Origin of the sequence: Klebsiella sp. JB_Kp042, from assembly GCF_040065275.1 — a bacterium.
Lineage (GTDB): Bacteria > Pseudomonadota > Gammaproteobacteria > Enterobacterales > Enterobacteriaceae > Klebsiella > Klebsiella quasipneumoniae.
Map to the genome: position 1 here is coordinate 24,071 of NZ_JBEAJL010000009.1, position 16,105 is coordinate 40,175.

Genomic DNA, 16,105 nt, shown 5'->3' on the forward strand with positions numbered 1-16,105 from the left:
CCGTACTTGCATACTAGCTCTTCTTAAAATATGGCGGTGAGGGGGGGATTGACTCGCTTCGCTCGCCCCTGCGGGGCAGCCCGCTCGCAGGCTCGCGGTCTGTCCAACTGGCGTTGCCAGTTGTCGAACCCCGGTCGGGGGTTCTCATCCCCCCCGGCGGGAGCCACATGCGAAAAAAAGCCCGTACTTGCGTACGAGCTCTTCTTAAAATATGGCGGTGAGGGGGGGATTCGAACCCCCGATACGTTGCCGTATACACACTTTCCAGGCGTGCTCCTTCAGCCACTCGGACACCTCACCATATTGTCTTTCCCGTTGTTGTCGGGAACGGGCGCTAATGTAGGGAAATACGTATCGCCCGTCAATCAACTTTTTGCAAAATCAGCGCGTTTAGACAAACTTCGAACAACTTGCTCCTTAAACGTGCGAAATCCGTTTTTTTTGTCGCCACTCCCTTTTCACTTTGCGACAAGGGGAAATTTGCTATGCTGGCAAACCAATAGAAAACAATGAGTAAAATAAGACGCCAGCATTAACCTGCCCCAGGCGTTTGCTATCAGGAGCCCCTATGGAGATTATTTTTTACTATCCGACCTTTGATACCCAATACTGGATCCGAGAGCTGGAAAAGCAGTTACCCGGCGCGCGAGTGCGCGAATGGAAAGCGGGCGATAACCAGCCGGCGGACTATGCCCTGGTCTGGCATCCACCGGTAGAGATGCTGCAGGGCAGGGCGCTGAAGGCCGTGTTCGCCCTTGGGGCGGGGGTGGATTCGATCCTCAGTAAGCTGCGCGATCATCCGGATATGCTGCCCCTGTCGATCCCGCTGTTTCGTCTTGAAGATACCGGCATGGGACGGCAGATGCAGGAGTATGCGGTGAGCCAGGTTCTGCACTGGTTCCGCCGGTTCGATGACTATCAGGCGCAGAAGCTGGCGTCCTGCTGGCAGCCGTTGCCTGAGTATCTTGCCGACGATTTCACCGTCGGGATTATGGGCGCCGGCGTGCTGGGGGCGAAGGTGGCGGAAAGCCTGCAACCCTGGGGATTCCCGCTTCGCGTCTGGAGCCGTAGCCGCAAAGCCTGGCCGCAGGTGCAGAGCTTTGCCGGCCAGGCCGAGCTGGGCACATTCCTGCAGGGGACCCGCGTGCTGATCAACCTGCTGCCGAACACCGCTGAAACCGTCGGCATTATTAACCAGACGCTGCTGGCGCAGCTGCCGGATGAGAGCTATGTCCTAAACCTTGCCCGCGGCGTGCATGTCGTTGAAGAAGATCTGCTGGCGGCGCTGAACAGCGGTAAGCTCAAAGGGGCAATGCTCGATGTCTTCAGTCGCGAACCGTTGCCCCAGGAGAGCCCGCTTTGGGCGCACCCGCGGGTGGCCATGACTCCCCACGTGGCGGCAGTCACCCGCCCGATGGAGGCCATTGCCTACATCGCCGGGACCATTAGCCGCCTGGAGCGAGGGGAACCGGTTAGCGGTCAGGTCGATCGTCAGCGCGGTTATTAAGGTAAGCAAACCCCGCCACGGCGGGGTTTTTGCTAATCAAGCGCCCGGATTCCTGCTATTCTTGCGGCAAACAGAAGAGGAGAATGTGATGTATCCCGTTGACCTGCACATGCATACCGTCGCCAGCACCCACGCCTACAGCACCCTGCACGATTATATTGCGGAAGCAAAGCGTAAAGGGATCAAACTCTTCGCCATTACCGATCACGGCCCGGACATGGCGGATGCTCCGCACTACTGGCATTTCGTTAATATGCGCATCTGGCCCCGTCTGGTGGACGGTGTGGGGATCCTGCGCGGAATTGAGTCGAATATTAAAAATATCGAAGGCGAGATCGACTGTTCCGGGCCGATGTTGACGTCGCTCGATCTGATCATCGCCGGATTCCACGAGCCGGTGTTTCCGCCGCAGGATAGCGCCACCCATACGCAGGCGATGATTGCCGCGATGGCCAGCGGTAAAGTGCATATGATTAGCCATCCGGGTAATCCGAAATTCCCGGTGGATATCCCGGCCATTGCCGAAGCGGCGGCCCGTTACCAGGTGGCGCTGGAGATCAATAACTCCTCTTTCGTTTCATCGCGCGTGGGCAGTGAAGATAACTGCCGGGCCATCGCCGCCGCGGTGCGCGACGCCGGAGGGTGGGTGGCGCTGGGCTCGGACTCTCACACTGCGTTTACCCTCGGAGAGTTTACCGAATGCCGCAAGATCCTCGATGCTGTCGATTTCCCGGAGGAGAGGATCCTCAACGTTTCTCCGCGTCGCCTGCTCGACTTCCTCGAGTCGCGTGGTATGCCGGCGATCCCGGAATTTGCTGACCTTTAATTTGTATAACTGGAATAACTGAATGAACGAGTTTTCAATCCTCTGCCGCGTGCTGGGTTCGCTGTATTACCGTCAACCGCAGGACCCGCTGCTGGTGCCGCTGTTTACCCTGATCCGCGAGGGCAAACTGGCCGCCAGCTGGCCGCTGGAACAGGACGAGCTGCTGGCGCGTCTGCAGAAAAGCTGTGAAATGCAGTCCCTGGCGACGGACTATAATGCGCTGTTCGTCGGTGAAGCCTGCAGCGTCCCGCCGTACCGCAGCGCGTGGGTGGAGGGTTCCTCGGAAGCGGAGGTCCGGGCTTTTCTGAGCGAGCATGGCATCCCGACGGGAGAAGGTCCGGCGGATCATCTCGGATCGCTGCTGCTGGCCGCCTCCTGGCTGGAGGATCATGCCACAGAAGAGCAGAGCGAGACGCTGGAGCGCCTGTTTGCCGACTATATCCTGCCGTGGTGCGGGACAATGCTGGGGAAAGTCGAAGCGCATGCGCACACAGCGTTCTGGCGCACGATGGCGCCGTTGACCCGCGACGCCATCGCCGCGATGTGGGACGAGCTTCAGGAAGAAGATGAGCAATAAAATGTGATTTAAGTCACTATTTTAATGTAACTGAAATTAGGTTCATTCATATAGTGTGTTTTAGATCGCATTCTTCCGGCGCGTATCTGCTAGGATACGCGCCATGAACATACTCTTCGCAATCGCATTAACGACGGGCATTCTCTCCGGGATTTGGGGATGGGTGGCGGTCGCCCTCGGCCTGCTGAGCTGGGCCGGTTTCCTCGGCTGTACCGCCTATTTCGCCTGCCCGCAGGGCGGTCTGAAAGGTCTGGCCATCTCCTCCTGTACGGTAATGAGCGGCGTGGTCTGGGCGTTGGTGATTATCCACGGTAGCGCGCTGGCCCCGCAGCTGCAGATCCTCAGCTATATGATGACCGGCGTCGTGGCCTTTCTGATGTGCATCCAGGCGCGACAGACGTTGCTGTCGTTTGTCCCCGGCACCTTTATCGGCGCCTGCGCGACCTTCGCGGCAGACGGCGACTGGCGTCTGGTTATCCCTTCTCTGGCGCTGGGCCTGGTCTTTGGCTATGCCATGAAAAATAGTGGCCTGTGGCTGGCGGCCCGTGCGGATAAGCATAAATCGTTCGCCAATTACAACGCCTGAGCGGCGGGACGATAATAGCAACAGGACCCTCAGGGTCCTGTTTTTTTTACCTTCTTGTCGCCGGCGCGGCGGGATAATCTTGCTCCCGGGGGCGGGTATGCCCTAGTATCGGCAGAAAGCCGTATCTACGCGCTATGCCGACAGGAGGAGAAATGGCTGTTCAACCTGAAGTAATTCTCGGCGATATTACGACGCTTGATGTCGATGTGATTGTGAATGCGGCAAACCCCTCGCTGCTGGGCGGCGGCGGGGTGGATGGCGCGATCCACCGGGCGGCCGGTCCCGCGCTGCTGGCGGCCTGCAAGCAAGTGTTGCAGCAGCAGGGCGAATGTCCCCCTGGTCATGCGGTGATCACGATGGCGGGCGATCTTCCCGCCAGCGCGGTGATCCACACCGTGGGCCCGGTCTGGCACGGCGGCGACCGCATGGAGGCGCAAACCCTGGCCGATGCCTACAAAAACAGCCTGCAGCTGGCGGCGGCAAACAATTATCGCTCCATTGCGTTTCCGGCGATCAGCACCGGCGTGTATGGCTATCCGAAAGAGGAAGCGGCGGCGATCGCCGTGCGCACTGTGACCGCGTTTCTCACCCGCTATAACCCGCTTGAACGGGTCCTGTTCGTCTGTTTCGACGAGGAAACGGCGGCTATCTATCGTCGCCTGCTGGCGGCATACCCCTGATTCCGCAGAATAGGCTATGATAACCGCCGGTATTGACAGGAATGATGGATTGCAGGAGGGAGCAGGTGTCGGAAGGAAAAGTACAGCAGAAGCAGCAGGCGCGCCGCGCGGAGATCGTTGCCGCTGCGCAAAGATGTTTTGCGACAAAGGGATTGCATGGCGCCTCTGTCGCTGATATCGCCCGCGAGGCGGGCCTGAGCGTCGGTCAGCTGTATCGCATTTTTGCCAGCAAGGAAGCGATCATCGAAGCGATTGTCAGCGAAATCGTCAACGCCAGGGTCGGGGAGATGATCGATGAGAACCACAATCTGGCGCGCAAAGCGGCGGTGCTGGCCGGCAGGATCCCGACTTCGGCAGCCACCAAAAGCGACAATTATCTGTTGATGGAAATCAATGCCGAAGCCTCGCGTAACCCACGCTTGCGCGAAATCCTGGTGCAGGCCGATCGGAGGTTGAAAGAGGAGGGCGGCCGTTTGTCGCAGCGCTATCATCCCGGTCTCAGCGATGCGCGACGCAATGCTGCTTCAGAGCTCATCGCCGTTCTGACGGAGGGGGCAGCCTACCGCTGTGAGCTGAGCGCCTCCACTCCGGTCGATAAAGCGGATTTAGAAGCCCTGTATAATATGATCTTCGATCGGCTGTTTGATGAGCAAGCGTAGCGCGGCACGCCTGGCGTGCCGCAAAGGCTAAAGGTTAGCTGGCCGAGGCCGGGGTTTTTGCCGGTTTGCTCATGGGTTTACCGGAGAACAGGAAACGCAGCAGCGGAATACGCAGATGAATTTCATACAGGATCAGGGCAATCCCCACCACAAAAACCAACCCGCCAATAAAGCCTAAGGTATTCGACTTAATGGCCGGGGTGATCCACGCCCCGTACAGCAGCGTCAGCGGATGGTGCACCAGGTAAATAAACAGCGAAGCATTGACGAAGTAGGTCACCCGCGCCGACTGGAAATTCAGCAGGCGATGGCCGAGCGAGAAGATCACATTCACCATCCACAGCCCCAGCACCATGGTGATCACCGATTCCGTTTCATACATCCAACCGTCGCCAGATCCATACTGCTGGTTCAGGCGGTAAGCGATGAATCCCAGCAGTGACGCCACGCAACACCATGGCGACGGGGTGGTGAACATCGCCTTTAAGCGCGGGTTAATAAAGGTCTGCGCCCCCAGCACAAAGAAGGGCAGATAGAACAGCGTCTGCATGACCACAAAGTTAAACAGACCATTGCTCAGCAGGGGCGGGTAGATCACGAATAATGACCGACGGATCAGCGCGTAAAGCACCCCCAGCGCGAGGAAAATCATCGTCAGCTGGCCCATGGTGACAGTGTCACCGAATGCGTGAGCGCCCGGAGCCGGGCGGCGCGTCAGCCATTTAAACAGCACCACCCCCAGCGAGGTCAGCACCACCAGGACCAGCAAAAACCAGAGGTGGGAAATGAGCTCCCACGCCAGGGTGTTGAATTTGTCGTACCCCGAAAGGGTGTGCCAGTTTTCCGCCTTGCCGTTGACGTACTGCAGCATAATAAACTGCGGCAGCGTCAGCAGCGGGATGGCGGTGAGCATCGGAATACCGACCCGTTCGACGCGCACTTTCCACCACTTTTTCAGCGGGTAGCGCAGGAACAGCATGTAGGAGAAATAGCCGGAGATCACGAAGAAGACCTGCATGCGGAAGGCATGAATGAAATCATTAAACAGCGTCAGCCACCACGAGGGCTCTGCGCTGTTGACATGCCAGCTATGGCTGGAATAAATCAGCGAAATGTGAAAAGGGATCCCCAGCAGCATCAGCCAGGCGCGGATGCTGTCGAAAAAATATTCACGCTGTACCGGAGTATTATTCATACGATTCACGACAATCTCAGATAATTCGTCTTATCACTCAAGATGATAACGCTTACATTATCAGCAACCCTACATGAACTCGGGGTACCTGTCTCCAGGATAAGCACGCAAAGTGCAAACGGGACTGCGAACTGTTTATTCCCTGCGCCGCTACGCTGAACAAAGCAGGGATTATGTTGTCGGATTGCCTGAGTTTCCATTAAAATAGATCGGATCGATTTAAGCACACAAAGGGGGAAGTGCTTACTTATATGAAACATAAACCACAGATGATGAAAATGCGTTGGTTAAGCGCAGCCGTAATGTTGTCCCTGTGTACTTCATCTGCATGGGCATTTAGCATTGATGACGTTGCAAAAGAGGCCAAAACGTTAGCCGGGAAAGGCTATGAAGCGCCAAAGAGTAACCTGCCCTCCGCTTTCCGCGACATGAAATACGCGGACTACCAGCAAATTCAGTTTAATCACGATAAAGCTTACTGGAATAACCAGAAAACCCCATTCAAGCTTGAATTTTACCATCAGGGTATGTACTTCGACACGCCGGTCACCATCAATGAAGTGACGGCCACCAGCGTGCGCAAAATTAAATATAGCCCGGACTATTTTAACTTTGGTAACGTTCAGCACGATAAAGACACGGTGAAAGACCTTGGTTTCGCCGGCTTCAAAGTACTGTATCCGATCAACAGCAAAGATAAGAACGATGAAATCGTCAGCATGCTCGGTGCCAGCTACTTCCGCGTGCTGGGTCAGGGTCAGGTATACGGTCTGTCCGCGCGCGGTCTGGCTATCGATACCGCGCTGCCTTCCGGCGAAGAGTTCCCGCGTTTTCGTGAGTTCTGGATTGAGCGTCCAAAAGCTACCGACAAGCGTCTGACTATCTATGCGCTGCTGGATTCGCCGCGGGCAACCGGCGCTTATCGCTTTGTAATCATGCCGGGACGCGATACCGTGGTGGATGTCCAGTCCAAAGTTTACCTGCGTGACAAAGTGGGCAAACTGGGCGTGGCGCCGCTCACCAGTATGTTCCTGTTTGGTTCCAACCAGCCTTCTCCGGCGCTGAACTATCGTCCGGCGCTGCACGACTCCAATGGTCTGTCGATCCTGGCGGGCAACGGCGAGTGGATCTGGCGTCCGCTGAACAACCCGAAACACCTGGCCGTTAGCAGCTATGCGATGGAAAACCCGCAAGGGTTCGGCCTGCTGCAGCGCGGCCGTCAGTTCTCGCGCTTCGAGGACCTTGACGATCGTTATGACCTGCGCCCGAGCGCCTGGATCACCCCGAAAGGGGAGTGGGGCAAAGGGAAAATCGAACTGGTCGAAATCCCGACCAACGATGAAACCAACGATAACATCGTGACTTACTGGACGCCGGATCAGCTGCCGGAGCCGGGCAAGGAGATGAACTTCAAGTACACCATCACCTTCAGCCGCGATGAAGACAAGCTGCATGCGCCGGATAACGCGTACGTTATGCAGACCCGCCGCTCTACCGGCGATGTGAAGCAGTCGAACCTGATCCGCCAGCCGGACGGCACCATTGCTTTCATTGTCGACTTCACCGGCGCCGATATGAAAAAACTGCCGGCGGATACCCCGGTCGCCGCCCAGGCGAGCACCGGCGATAACGCTGAAATCGTTGAAAATACCGTGCGTTACAATCCGGTGACCAAAGGCTGGCGAATGATCCTGCGTTTGAAGGTGAAAGATCCGAAGAAAACGACGGAAATGCGCGCCGCACTGGTTAACGGCGATGACACGTTGAGCGAAACCTGGAGCTATCAGCTGCCTGCCAATGAATAAGATAACGAAGTACATTGACGCATTGCCGCTGTCGGACGCCGAGAAATCGGCGCTGCCGGACACCAGCCTGCAGGCCGTTCATCAGGCCCTGGATGACGAACATCAGACCTTCGCCCGCGAAGACGACTCCCCGCTGGGGTCGGTCAAGGCGCGGCTGGCGCACAGCTGGCCGGATTCGCTGTCTGGCGATCAGCTGGTGAAGGATGATGAAGGCCGCACCCAGCTGCATGCGATGCCGAAAGCCAAGCGCTCCTCGATGATCCCGGACCCGTGGCGTACCAACCCGGTTGGCCGCTTCTGGGACCGTCTGCGCGGACGCGATGTCACGCCGCGCTATCTCTCCCGCCTGACGCAAGAAGAGCGCGAGAGCGAGCAAAAATGGCGTACCGTCGGCACCATTCGTCGCTACATCCTGTTGCTGCTGACGCTATCGCAGACCGTGGTGGCGACCTGGTACATGAAAACCATTCTGCCTTATCAGGGCTGGGCGCTGATCAACCCGGCCGACATGGTGGGGCAGAACCTGTGGGTCTCGTTCATGCAGCTGCTGCCGTACGTGTTGCAGAGCGGCATTCTGATCCTCTTCGCGGTGCTGTTCTGCTGGGTTTCCGCCGGCTTCTGGACCGCGTTAATGGGCTTCCTTCAGCTATTGATCGGTCGCGATAAGTACAGTATTTCCGCCTCGACGGTCGGTGACGAACCGTTGAACCCGGCGCACCGTACGGCGCTTATTATGCCGATCTGTAACGAAGACGTTGACCGCGTGTTCGCCGGGCTGCGGGCGACCTGGGAGTCGGTGAAAGCCACCGGCAACGCCGCCCATTTCGACGTCTATATCCTCAGCGACAGCTATAACCCCGATATCTGTGTCGCTGAGCAAAAGGCGTGGATGGAGCTGATTGCCGAAGTACAGGGCGAAGGGCAGATTTTCTACCGTCGTCGTCGTCGTCGCGTGAAGCGTAAGAGCGGCAACATCGATGATTTCTGCCGCCGCTGGGGCAGCCAGTATAGCTACATGGTGGTGCTGGATGCTGACTCGGTGATGACCGGAGAGTGTCTGAGCAGCCTGGTGCGCCTGATGGAAGCGAACCCGAACGCCGGGATCATCCAGTCATCCCCGCGCGCCTCGGGCATGGACACGCTGTATGCGCGTTGCCAGCAGTTTGCCACCCGGGTGTATGGTCCGTTGTTTACGGCGGGTCTGCACTTCTGGCAGCTGGGGGAGTCCCACTACTGGGGACACAACGCCATCATCCGCGTGAAACCGTTCATTGAGCACTGCGCGCTGGCGCCGCTGCCGGGCGAGGGCAACTTTGCCGGGTCGATTCTGTCGCACGACTTCGTTGAAGCCGCGCTGATGCGCCGCGCCGGCTGGGGCGTGTGGATTGCCTACGATCTGCCGGGCTCCTATGAAGAGCTGCCGCCGAACCTGCTGGACGAGCTGAAACGCGACCGCCGCTGGTGCCAGGGCAACCTGATGAACTTCCGCCTGTTCCTCGTGAGAGGGATGCACCCGGTTCACCGGGCGGTGTTCCTTACCGGCGTGATGTCCTACCTGTCGGCGCCGCTGTGGTTTATGTTCCTTGCCCTGTCGACAGCGTTGCAGGTGGTGCATGCCCTGACCGAGCCGCAGTACTTCCTGCAGCCGCGTCAGCTGTTCCCGGTGTGGCCGCAGTGGCGTCCGGAGCTGGCTATTGCGCTGTTCGCCTCGACCATGGTGCTGCTGTTCCTGCCGAAGCTGCTGAGTATCATCCTGGTGTGGTGTAAGGGGCCGAAGGAGTACGGTGGATTTATCCGCGTGACGCTTTCCCTGCTGCTGGAGGTCCTGTTCTCGGTCCTGCTGGCGCCGGTGCGCATGCTGTTCCACACCGTCTTCGTGGTCAGCGCCTTCCTCGGCTGGGAAGTGGTGTGGAATTCGCCGCAGCGTGATGATGACTCCACGCCGTGGGGAGAAGCCTTTATGCGTCACGGCTCGCAGCTGCTGCTGGGGCTGGTATGGGCGGTCGGAATGGCATGGCTGGATCTGCGCTTCCTGTTCTGGCTGGCGCCGATTGTCGTATCGCTGATCCTGTCGCCGTTCGTGTCGGCGATCTCCAGCCGGGCGACCGTGGGCCTGCGCACCAAGCGCTGGAAGCTGTTCCTGATCCCGGAAGAGTATTCGCCGCCGCAGGTGCTCAAGGATACCGATGCGTACCTGACGCTGAACCGTCAGCGTTCGCTGGACGATGGCTTTATGCACGCGGTGTTTAACCCGTCGTTTAACGCCCTCGCGACCGCGATGGCCACCGCGCGCCACCGTCAGGGTCATATCCTGGAGATCGCCCGCGAGCGCCATGTCGAGCAGGCGCTGAATGAAACGCCGGATAAGCTGAACCGCGATCGTCGACTGGTGCTGTTGAGCGACCCGGTAACCATGTCGCGTCTGCACTATCGCGTATGGGCCGCGCCGGAGAAATACTCTTCGTGGGTGAACGCCTATCAGCAGCTGGCGCTTAACCCGCTGGCGCTGAAAACGAAATAAGCCGTACGTTAAGGAAAATACCGGCAGCGATGCCGGTATTTTTTTATCTGAAACACGAGGTTGTGGATGCGAATACTACCTATCATTGCCATGGCGCTGCTGCTTAGCGGCTGCGGCAGCATTATTAGCCGGACGGTGCCCGGGCAGGGGCATGGCAATCAATATTACCCGGGCGTGCAGTGGGACGTTCGCGATTCAGGATGGCGCTATCTCACCATTCTGGACCTGCCGTTCTCGCTGGTTTTCGATACGCTGCTGCTGCCGCTGGACGCCAGCCACGGGCCCTATAACTGATTAACGCTCGTCCCACTCGTCGGCCGCCGTCTGTCCCTCTTCGGTGTCCAGCGAGGGCTCGAGCTGGAATTCACCTTCATCCCACTCATGGAGCGTATTTTCCTCCAGCCACTCCTGACGCAGCTCTATCTCATCATAATCCCCATCGAAGACGCTCTGCGCGGCTTCGCCGCTGAGCATCGGTAAGCATTCGCCTTGTTCCTCTTCGTCAGCAAAAAATTCGGCCTGCCAGGCGATATCGCCATCCTGCAGCACATACTTTTGAATATTGAGCTGCTCAACGTTAGCGCTCTCTTCATCGCTGTCAGGGTTGTTGGCGAGAAATTCTTCACGTGCTGCATCAATAGCTTCTTCGAGCGTAGCATAGAACATCGAATCCTTTGGCATAGCGAATCTCCTGAGAAGAATATGAATTGAACACGATTCAATCTATAGAAGGCGCCAGGCAAAGCGTCAAGGGGCTGAGCCCCTCTGGACGTTAATTTACTGAATGGCGGTCGGGCTGCGAGGCGTCCGCGGCTGGCCGGCGCAGGCTGAGGGTCGAATAGATCGCGTTAAACAACACCACTCCTGCGGTGACAAGGAAGACGGCGCGAAAGCCGTAGTTGGCGGAAACCGAGGCGCCGATCAGGGGGCCGGTGACGTTGCCAATATCACGAAATGACTGGTTATAGCTGAAGATCCGCCCGGAGATCTGGCTGGTGGAGTTATACACCAGCAGGGTTTGCACCGCCGGCAGCAGCGCGCCGTCCGCGGCGCCGAGCAGGAATCGCAGGATACCTAACTGCAGCGGGGTCTGGACGAACGACATCGGGATCAGCAACAGCACCGAGATAATCAGCGCCACGATGAGGATTTTTTCCGGTCCGATACGATCCCCCAGTTTGCCCAGACGAGGGGCGCTCATCAGGGCGGCAATGCCCGGCACCGAGGCGATCATCCCGCTGATAAAGGCGATATTGCTGACGTTACCCGCCAGATCGCGCACGTAAAGCGTCAGGATCGGCGCAATGGATCCGGTGGCGACCTGGATGATCAGCGAGGTGACAAACAGGCTGAGCACCAGTTTCGGATTCTGCAGCGAGGAGAACACCGCCTTCGCGCTGAGCATCTCTTTTTTGGCGATCGGGACAAAATTTTCACGGATTAAAAACAGGGTAAACAGGAAGCAGATAAACAGCACCGCCGCGGTCATAAAGAAGACAGTACGCAGGCCCCAGTGGTCGGCCAGGAAGCCACCCGCCAGCGGGCCGAGCAGGGCGCCGCTTACCGCGCCAGTTGACAGCGTGCCCAGCGCCCAGCCGCTTTTATGGCGCGGGATCTGGGTGGCAATCAGGGCGTTGGCATTGGGAATAAAGCCCCCCAGCAGGCCGAGCAGCGCGCGCAGTAGCAGAAACTGCCAGATATTCTGCGCCATCCCCATCAGCATCATGACGATGGCCATCCCGAGGGCTGAACGCAGCAGCATGATTTTACGTCCCTTGCGGTCAGCAAGTCCGCCCCAGAACGGCGAGGCGATGGCGGAGAAGAGAAAAGTGATGCTAAAGACCAGCCCGGACCACATGTTGAGGGCGCTATGCCCGGTGACGCCGAGTTGTTCGACGTAGAGCGGCAGAAAGGGCATGACCAGGCTGAAGGCGGCGCCGGTTAAAAAGCAGCCAAGCCAGGTGACGGTCAGGTTTCGTTTCCAGTTAATGGGGGTATCAGCAGACGACATAGGGTTCCACTGGCCTGCGCGGCAGGTCAAATTAAGAGAAAATATGAGCCTGCTAATTATGCGCCTGGGAAATAAATGCCGCAATGGAGAAGAGCTTTTAAAGCTAAAGCAGAGCGTAAAGCCTGAGCGCTGGGGATTCCCGGCCGGGAGGCGCGCGGCCGGGAAAGAGGTTCAGTAGCGGGAGGGCATCCCCTCGGGGCGGGTTTTAAAGCGGCGATGGAGCCACATATATTGTTCCGGGGCCATCATAATGCACTGCTCTACGATCTTATTCATCCACGCAGCGGTGGTTTCCGCGTCGTCCAGCGGCGGGGAGCACTCTGGCGGCAGGATAATCAGTTCATAACCTTTACCGTCCGGTTTACGGCGTGGAACAAAGGGCACGATGCAGGCTTTGGACATTTTCGCCAGCATCCAGGTGCCGGAGGTGGTCGCCGCCTGGTCTACGGCAAACAGTGGGGCGAAGACGCTGGCGGTCGGGCCGTAATCATGATCTGGCGCGTACCACACCACGTCGCCTTTTTTCAGCGCGCGGATCATGCCTTTCAGATCCTTGCGGTCGATCATGTCCTTGTTGGAGCGCAGTCGGCCCCAGGTCTGCAGCCAGTCGATGACCGGGTTATCGTTGGGACGATAGACGCCAATCCCCGGCTCGTTCATACCGAACATCCGCGCGCCCATTTCCAGTGTCAGGAAATGAATGCCGATCAGCAGAATGCCGCGCTGCTGCGCCTGCACATCGCGAATATGCTCAAAGCCGATGGTGTCGGTCCAGCGGGCGATACGGCGAACCGGCCAGAACCAGGCCATACCGGTCTCCATCAGCCCCATACCCACCGATTCAAAGTTCATCACCACCATCCGGTGACGTTCCTGCTCGCTTTTCTCGGGGAAGCAGAGCTCAAGGTTGCGATAGGCGATCTTCGCCCGGCGCTTCATAAATCGCATGGCCAGCCGGCCGATGGCGTTCCCGAGGCGGTAGATCAGCGGGTAGGGCAGTTGGACAACCAGCCACAGCAGGCCGATACCCAGCCACAGCAGCCAATAGCGCGGATGCAGCAGCGCCGGAGAAAATTTAGGCAAATGAGTCATTTCATACCCGTATCAGTGAGCAACATCTTATATTATCGCATTTTTTTACCGGCCAGCCAAAGGCGGCGACAGCCACATCGTTTTGTTCAGTGGGGGGCGACCGGTGAGAAAAATGTAGCGTAAAATGTAGGGATGTAAATTAATAAGCTTTGCTATATCATGCCCGCCGTTTATTTCCTCATTTCTATGTCGAGCAGGTACACCATGCCAGTGTTACACAACCGCATTTCAAATGAGACGTTAAAGGCGCAAATGCTGGCTGAAACCGAGCCGCGCACGACGATCTCGTTCTATAAATATTTCACCATTGTCGATCCGCAAGCGACCCGCGATGCGCTGTGGGTTGCCTTAACCCAGTTGAAAGTCTTTGGCCGCATCTATCTGGCCCGGGAAGGGATCAACGCGCAAATCAGCGTGCCGGAAAGCAACGTTGAAGCCCTGCGTGAGTTTCTCAATGGTTTCGATCCGGCGCTGGCGGGGCTGCGTTTCAATATCGCTCTCGAGGACGACGGTAAATCGTTCTGGGTGCTACGTCTGAAAGTGCGCGACCGCATCGTTGCCGACGGCATCGACGATCCCTCTTTCGACGCCTCCAACGTCGGAGATTATCTCAAGGCGGCGGAGGTCAACGCGATGCTTGACGATCCGGATGCCGTGTTTATCGATATGCGCAACCACTATGAATATGAGGTGGGCCATTTCGAAAACGCGATGGAGATCCCAGCGGATACCTTCCGCGACCAGTTGCCGAAAGCCGTTGAAATGATGCAGGACCATAAAGACAAGAAAATTGTCATGTATTGCACCGGTGGTATTCGCTGTGAAAAAGCCAGCGCCTGGATGAAGCATAACGGCTTCAATAAGGTCTGGCACATCGAGGGTGGCATCATTGAGTACGCCCGCCGCGCCCGTGAGCAGGGGCTGCCGGTGCGTTTCATTGGCAAAAACTTTGTCTTTGATGAACGGATGGGCGAGCGGATCTCCAATGACGTTATCGCGCACTGCCATCAGTGCGGCGCGCCGTGCGACACCCATACCAACTGCCTGAATGATGGCTGCCATCTGTTGTTTATCCAGTGCCCGAGCTGTGCCGAGAAGTTTGCCGGCTGCTGTAGCGAAGCCTGCATGGAAGAGCATAAGCTGCCGGAAGAGGAGCAGCGTCAGCTGCGCGCCGGGCGTGAAAACGGCAATAAAATCTTTAATAAATCCCGTGGCCGGCTGAACACCAAACTCGGGATCCTCGATCCTGAGCCGTCAGAAAAACCATAACCAGACAAGATCGATGATCGCCAGCAGCAGCCAGAGCGCCAGGTAGATCATAAAGTGCTCGCGGACGTTATTGACCAGCAAATTAAACAGGCGACGCATAACCGCTCTCAATGACTAACGGCCTCGACAGAGGCCGTTTTTTTGCCCGACGGCAAAAGTGCCGCATTCCATTACGCGTTAAAGCGCGCCAGCGAGAAGGGCGCCAGGTTGAAGCTCGAAGTTTCGCCCTGAGCAAACTGACTGGCAATTTCCCCCAGCACCGGGGCAAACTTAAAGCCGTGCCCGCTCAGACCGGTGATGAGCAGCGTGTCTGGTCTGCCGGGTAACGTATCGATAATAAAGTCTTCATCGACGGTATTATCGTAGGTACAGGAGGCGCCGTGCAGGCAGCCGCCGATCCCGGGCAGGACGTTACGCAAAAACGGAAACGATTCGGAGCCATCGCTGGCGACAGCGCCAAACGCCACTCGCTCCTGCGGCATGGAGATCGGCTGACCGCCGTTATGCTTGCCAATCTTCAGCTCGTTATCTTCCGCCGGGAAACCGTAGTATTGATCGCCGTTGGGCAACTCGCCGGTGAAGGCCGGGAAGTGATTCTTGCTGCTGTAACGGCCATCGGCCTGGTACCAGGCGAACACCTTGCGTACCGGCTGGATGGGGAGGTCCGGAAGCAGGCGGGTGACCCAGGTCCCGGCGCTGACCAGCAGCTTTTTACCATGATATTCACCGTCGATGGTATCGATGGTGACCCCATCTGCATGGTGATGAATAGCCGAGACCGGGCAGTTGAATAGCTGCGCGCAGCCCGCTTCCCGCGCCAGACGGATCCAGGTTTCCACGGCCAGTTCGCTGCGCAGTACGCCGGAAGCGGGTTCAAAAATCGCCCGATAGTCATCGGGGAGGCGTATCTCCGGCCAGCGCTGCATCACGGCCTGGGCATCCAGCTCTTCCACCTCAAGCTGGAACGCACGGGCGCTGGCGGCAACGTTGGCGAGGAAAGGGGAGCTGGCGGGGCCGAGGTTTATGACGCCGGTGCGTTCAAACACGGCTTCGCCACTGATCTCGGCCAGTTCATCCCACAGCTGCTGGGCGCGCAGCACCAGCGGAACATATTTTTCACCTTCGCCATAGGCGTGACGGATAAGACGGCTGCTGCCGTGATGGCTGCCTTCCTGGTGAGGAGGCTGATGGGCATCGGTCATCAGAACATTGAGTCCGGCACGACGCGCATAATAGCCAGCGGCGGCGCCGACGGAGCCGCTGCCGATAATGATAAGATCGTATTGCATGGTGAGTTCCGGGTAATTGCCTTGTTAGCAGGGTAATTAACTCCCTGTGCTTATACAAGCCCGAAAATAATTCAGGCACCCGCAGGTG

General features: G+C 57.8%; 16 protein-coding genes and 1 tRNA gene. 10 read left to right on the forward strand and 7 right to left on the reverse strand.

Translation table 11 applies throughout. The features are described 5' to 3' along the window. Positions 1–212 precede the first annotated feature (212 nt). Positions 213–300, reverse strand: a tRNA-Ser gene (locus ABLV54_RS01630). Between the two features lie 268 nt (positions 301–568). On the opposite strand from ABLV54_RS01630, the gene ghrA reads away from it, so the two are divergent. The 6 genes from ghrA (at position 569) to ABLV54_RS01660 (ending at position 4,835) form a co-directional block, all read left to right on the forward strand. Continuing rightward, positions 569–1,507, forward strand: a complete 939-nt coding sequence (gene ghrA, locus ABLV54_RS01635) for a glyoxylate/hydroxypyruvate reductase GhrA (protein WP_050534246.1) — start codon at positions 569–571, stop codon at positions 1,505–1,507. Positions 1,508–1,595: 88 nt separating this feature from the next. Next, positions 1,596–2,333, forward strand: coding sequence for a phosphatase (locus ABLV54_RS01640; RefSeq protein ID WP_004204525.1), 738 nt, complete (start codon positions 1,596–1,598; stop codon positions 2,331–2,333). Positions 2,334–2,355: 22 nt separating this feature from the next. Beyond that, entirely contained in the window at positions 2,356–2,910 is a 555-nt protein-coding gene (locus tag ABLV54_RS01645; RefSeq protein WP_023289113.1) for a molecular chaperone, read from the forward strand. Between the two features lie 103 nt (positions 2,911–3,013). Further along, the gene (locus tag ABLV54_RS01650) at positions 3,014–3,496 is read left to right on the forward strand and encodes a DUF1097 domain-containing protein (RefSeq protein ID WP_050534247.1); all 483 of its coding nucleotides are present in this window, start codon (positions 3,014–3,016) and stop codon (positions 3,494–3,496) included. A 152-nt stretch (positions 3,497–3,648) separates the two neighbouring features. Beyond that, complete coding sequence (gene ymdB / locus ABLV54_RS01655; RefSeq protein WP_023289115.1) at positions 3,649–4,176, forward strand: O-acetyl-ADP-ribose deacetylase; 528 nt, start codon at positions 3,649–3,651, stop codon at positions 4,174–4,176. Between the two features lie 65 nt (positions 4,177–4,241). Next, positions 4,242–4,835 carry a TetR/AcrR family transcriptional regulator gene (locus ABLV54_RS01660; RefSeq protein WP_044522059.1) on the forward strand — a complete coding sequence of 198 codons (594 nt, stop codon included), beginning with the start codon at positions 4,242–4,244 and terminating at the stop codon, positions 4,833–4,835. 34 nt (positions 4,836–4,869) lie between these two features. On the opposite strand, the gene mdoC is transcribed toward ABLV54_RS01660, so the two are convergent. Continuing rightward, positions 4,870–6,030: a glucans biosynthesis protein MdoC gene (gene mdoC / locus ABLV54_RS01665; protein WP_023289117.1), complete on the reverse strand. Its 1,161-nt coding sequence runs from the start codon at positions 6,028–6,030 to the stop codon at positions 4,870–4,872. Positions 6,031–6,281: 251 nt separating this feature from the next. On the opposite strand from mdoC, the gene mdoG reads away from it, so the two are divergent. From mdoG to ABLV54_RS01680, 3 genes are all read left to right on the forward strand, one after another. Continuing rightward, positions 6,282–7,835: a glucans biosynthesis protein MdoG gene (gene mdoG / locus ABLV54_RS01670; protein WP_004140751.1), complete on the forward strand. Its 1,554-nt coding sequence runs from the start codon at positions 6,282–6,284 to the stop codon at positions 7,833–7,835. Then, positions 7,828–10,356: a glucans biosynthesis glucosyltransferase MdoH gene (gene mdoH / locus ABLV54_RS01675; protein ID WP_032452426.1), complete on the forward strand. Its 2,529-nt coding sequence runs from the start codon at positions 7,828–7,830 to the stop codon at positions 10,354–10,356. The genes mdoG and mdoH overlap by 8 nt, the downstream gene beginning before the upstream one ends. 66 nt (positions 10,357–10,422) lie before the next feature. Continuing rightward, positions 10,423–10,650 carry a YceK/YidQ family lipoprotein gene (locus tag ABLV54_RS01680; protein WP_004204534.1) on the forward strand — a complete coding sequence of 76 codons (228 nt, stop codon included), beginning with the start codon at positions 10,423–10,425 and terminating at the stop codon, positions 10,648–10,650. On the opposite strand, the gene ABLV54_RS01685 is transcribed toward ABLV54_RS01680, so the two are convergent. From ABLV54_RS01685 to ABLV54_RS01695, 3 genes are all read right to left on the reverse strand, one after another. Continuing rightward, a complete protein-coding gene (locus ABLV54_RS01685; protein ID WP_002898981.1) occupies positions 10,651–11,037 on the reverse strand; it encodes a MysB family protein in 387 nt (128 codons plus the stop codon). A gap of 91 nt (positions 11,038–11,128) precedes the next feature. Further along, positions 11,129–12,367, reverse strand: a complete 1,239-nt coding sequence (gene mdtG / locus ABLV54_RS01690; RefSeq protein WP_044522063.1) for a multidrug efflux MFS transporter MdtG — start codon at positions 12,365–12,367, stop codon at positions 11,129–11,131. A gap of 171 nt (positions 12,368–12,538) precedes the next feature. Beyond that, entirely contained in the window at positions 12,539–13,459 is a 921-nt protein-coding gene (locus ABLV54_RS01695) for a Kdo(2)-lipid IV(A) acyltransferase (RefSeq protein WP_044522065.1), read from the reverse strand. Between the two features lie 204 nt (positions 13,460–13,663). Here ABLV54_RS01695 and ABLV54_RS01700 point away from each other — a divergent pair, with 204 nt between their 5' ends. Further along, positions 13,664–14,728 carry a rhodanese-related sulfurtransferase gene (locus tag ABLV54_RS01700; protein ID WP_048297228.1) on the forward strand — a complete coding sequence of 355 codons (1,065 nt, stop codon included), beginning with the start codon at positions 13,664–13,666 and terminating at the stop codon, positions 14,726–14,728. Here ABLV54_RS01700 and ABLV54_RS01705 read toward each other — a convergent pair. Then, complete coding sequence (locus ABLV54_RS01705; RefSeq protein WP_004204539.1) at positions 14,714–14,827, reverse strand: DUF2770 family protein; 114 nt, start codon at positions 14,825–14,827, stop codon at positions 14,714–14,716. The two genes, ABLV54_RS01700 and ABLV54_RS01705, sit on opposite strands and share 15 nt — an antisense overlap. Positions 14,828–14,898: 71 nt before the next feature. Continuing rightward, positions 14,899–16,017 (reverse strand): N-methyl-L-tryptophan oxidase, encoded by a 1,119-nt coding sequence (solA, locus tag ABLV54_RS01710; protein WP_050534248.1) that lies wholly within the window; start codon positions 16,015–16,017, stop codon positions 14,899–14,901. Positions 16,018–16,105 lie beyond the last annotated feature (88 nt).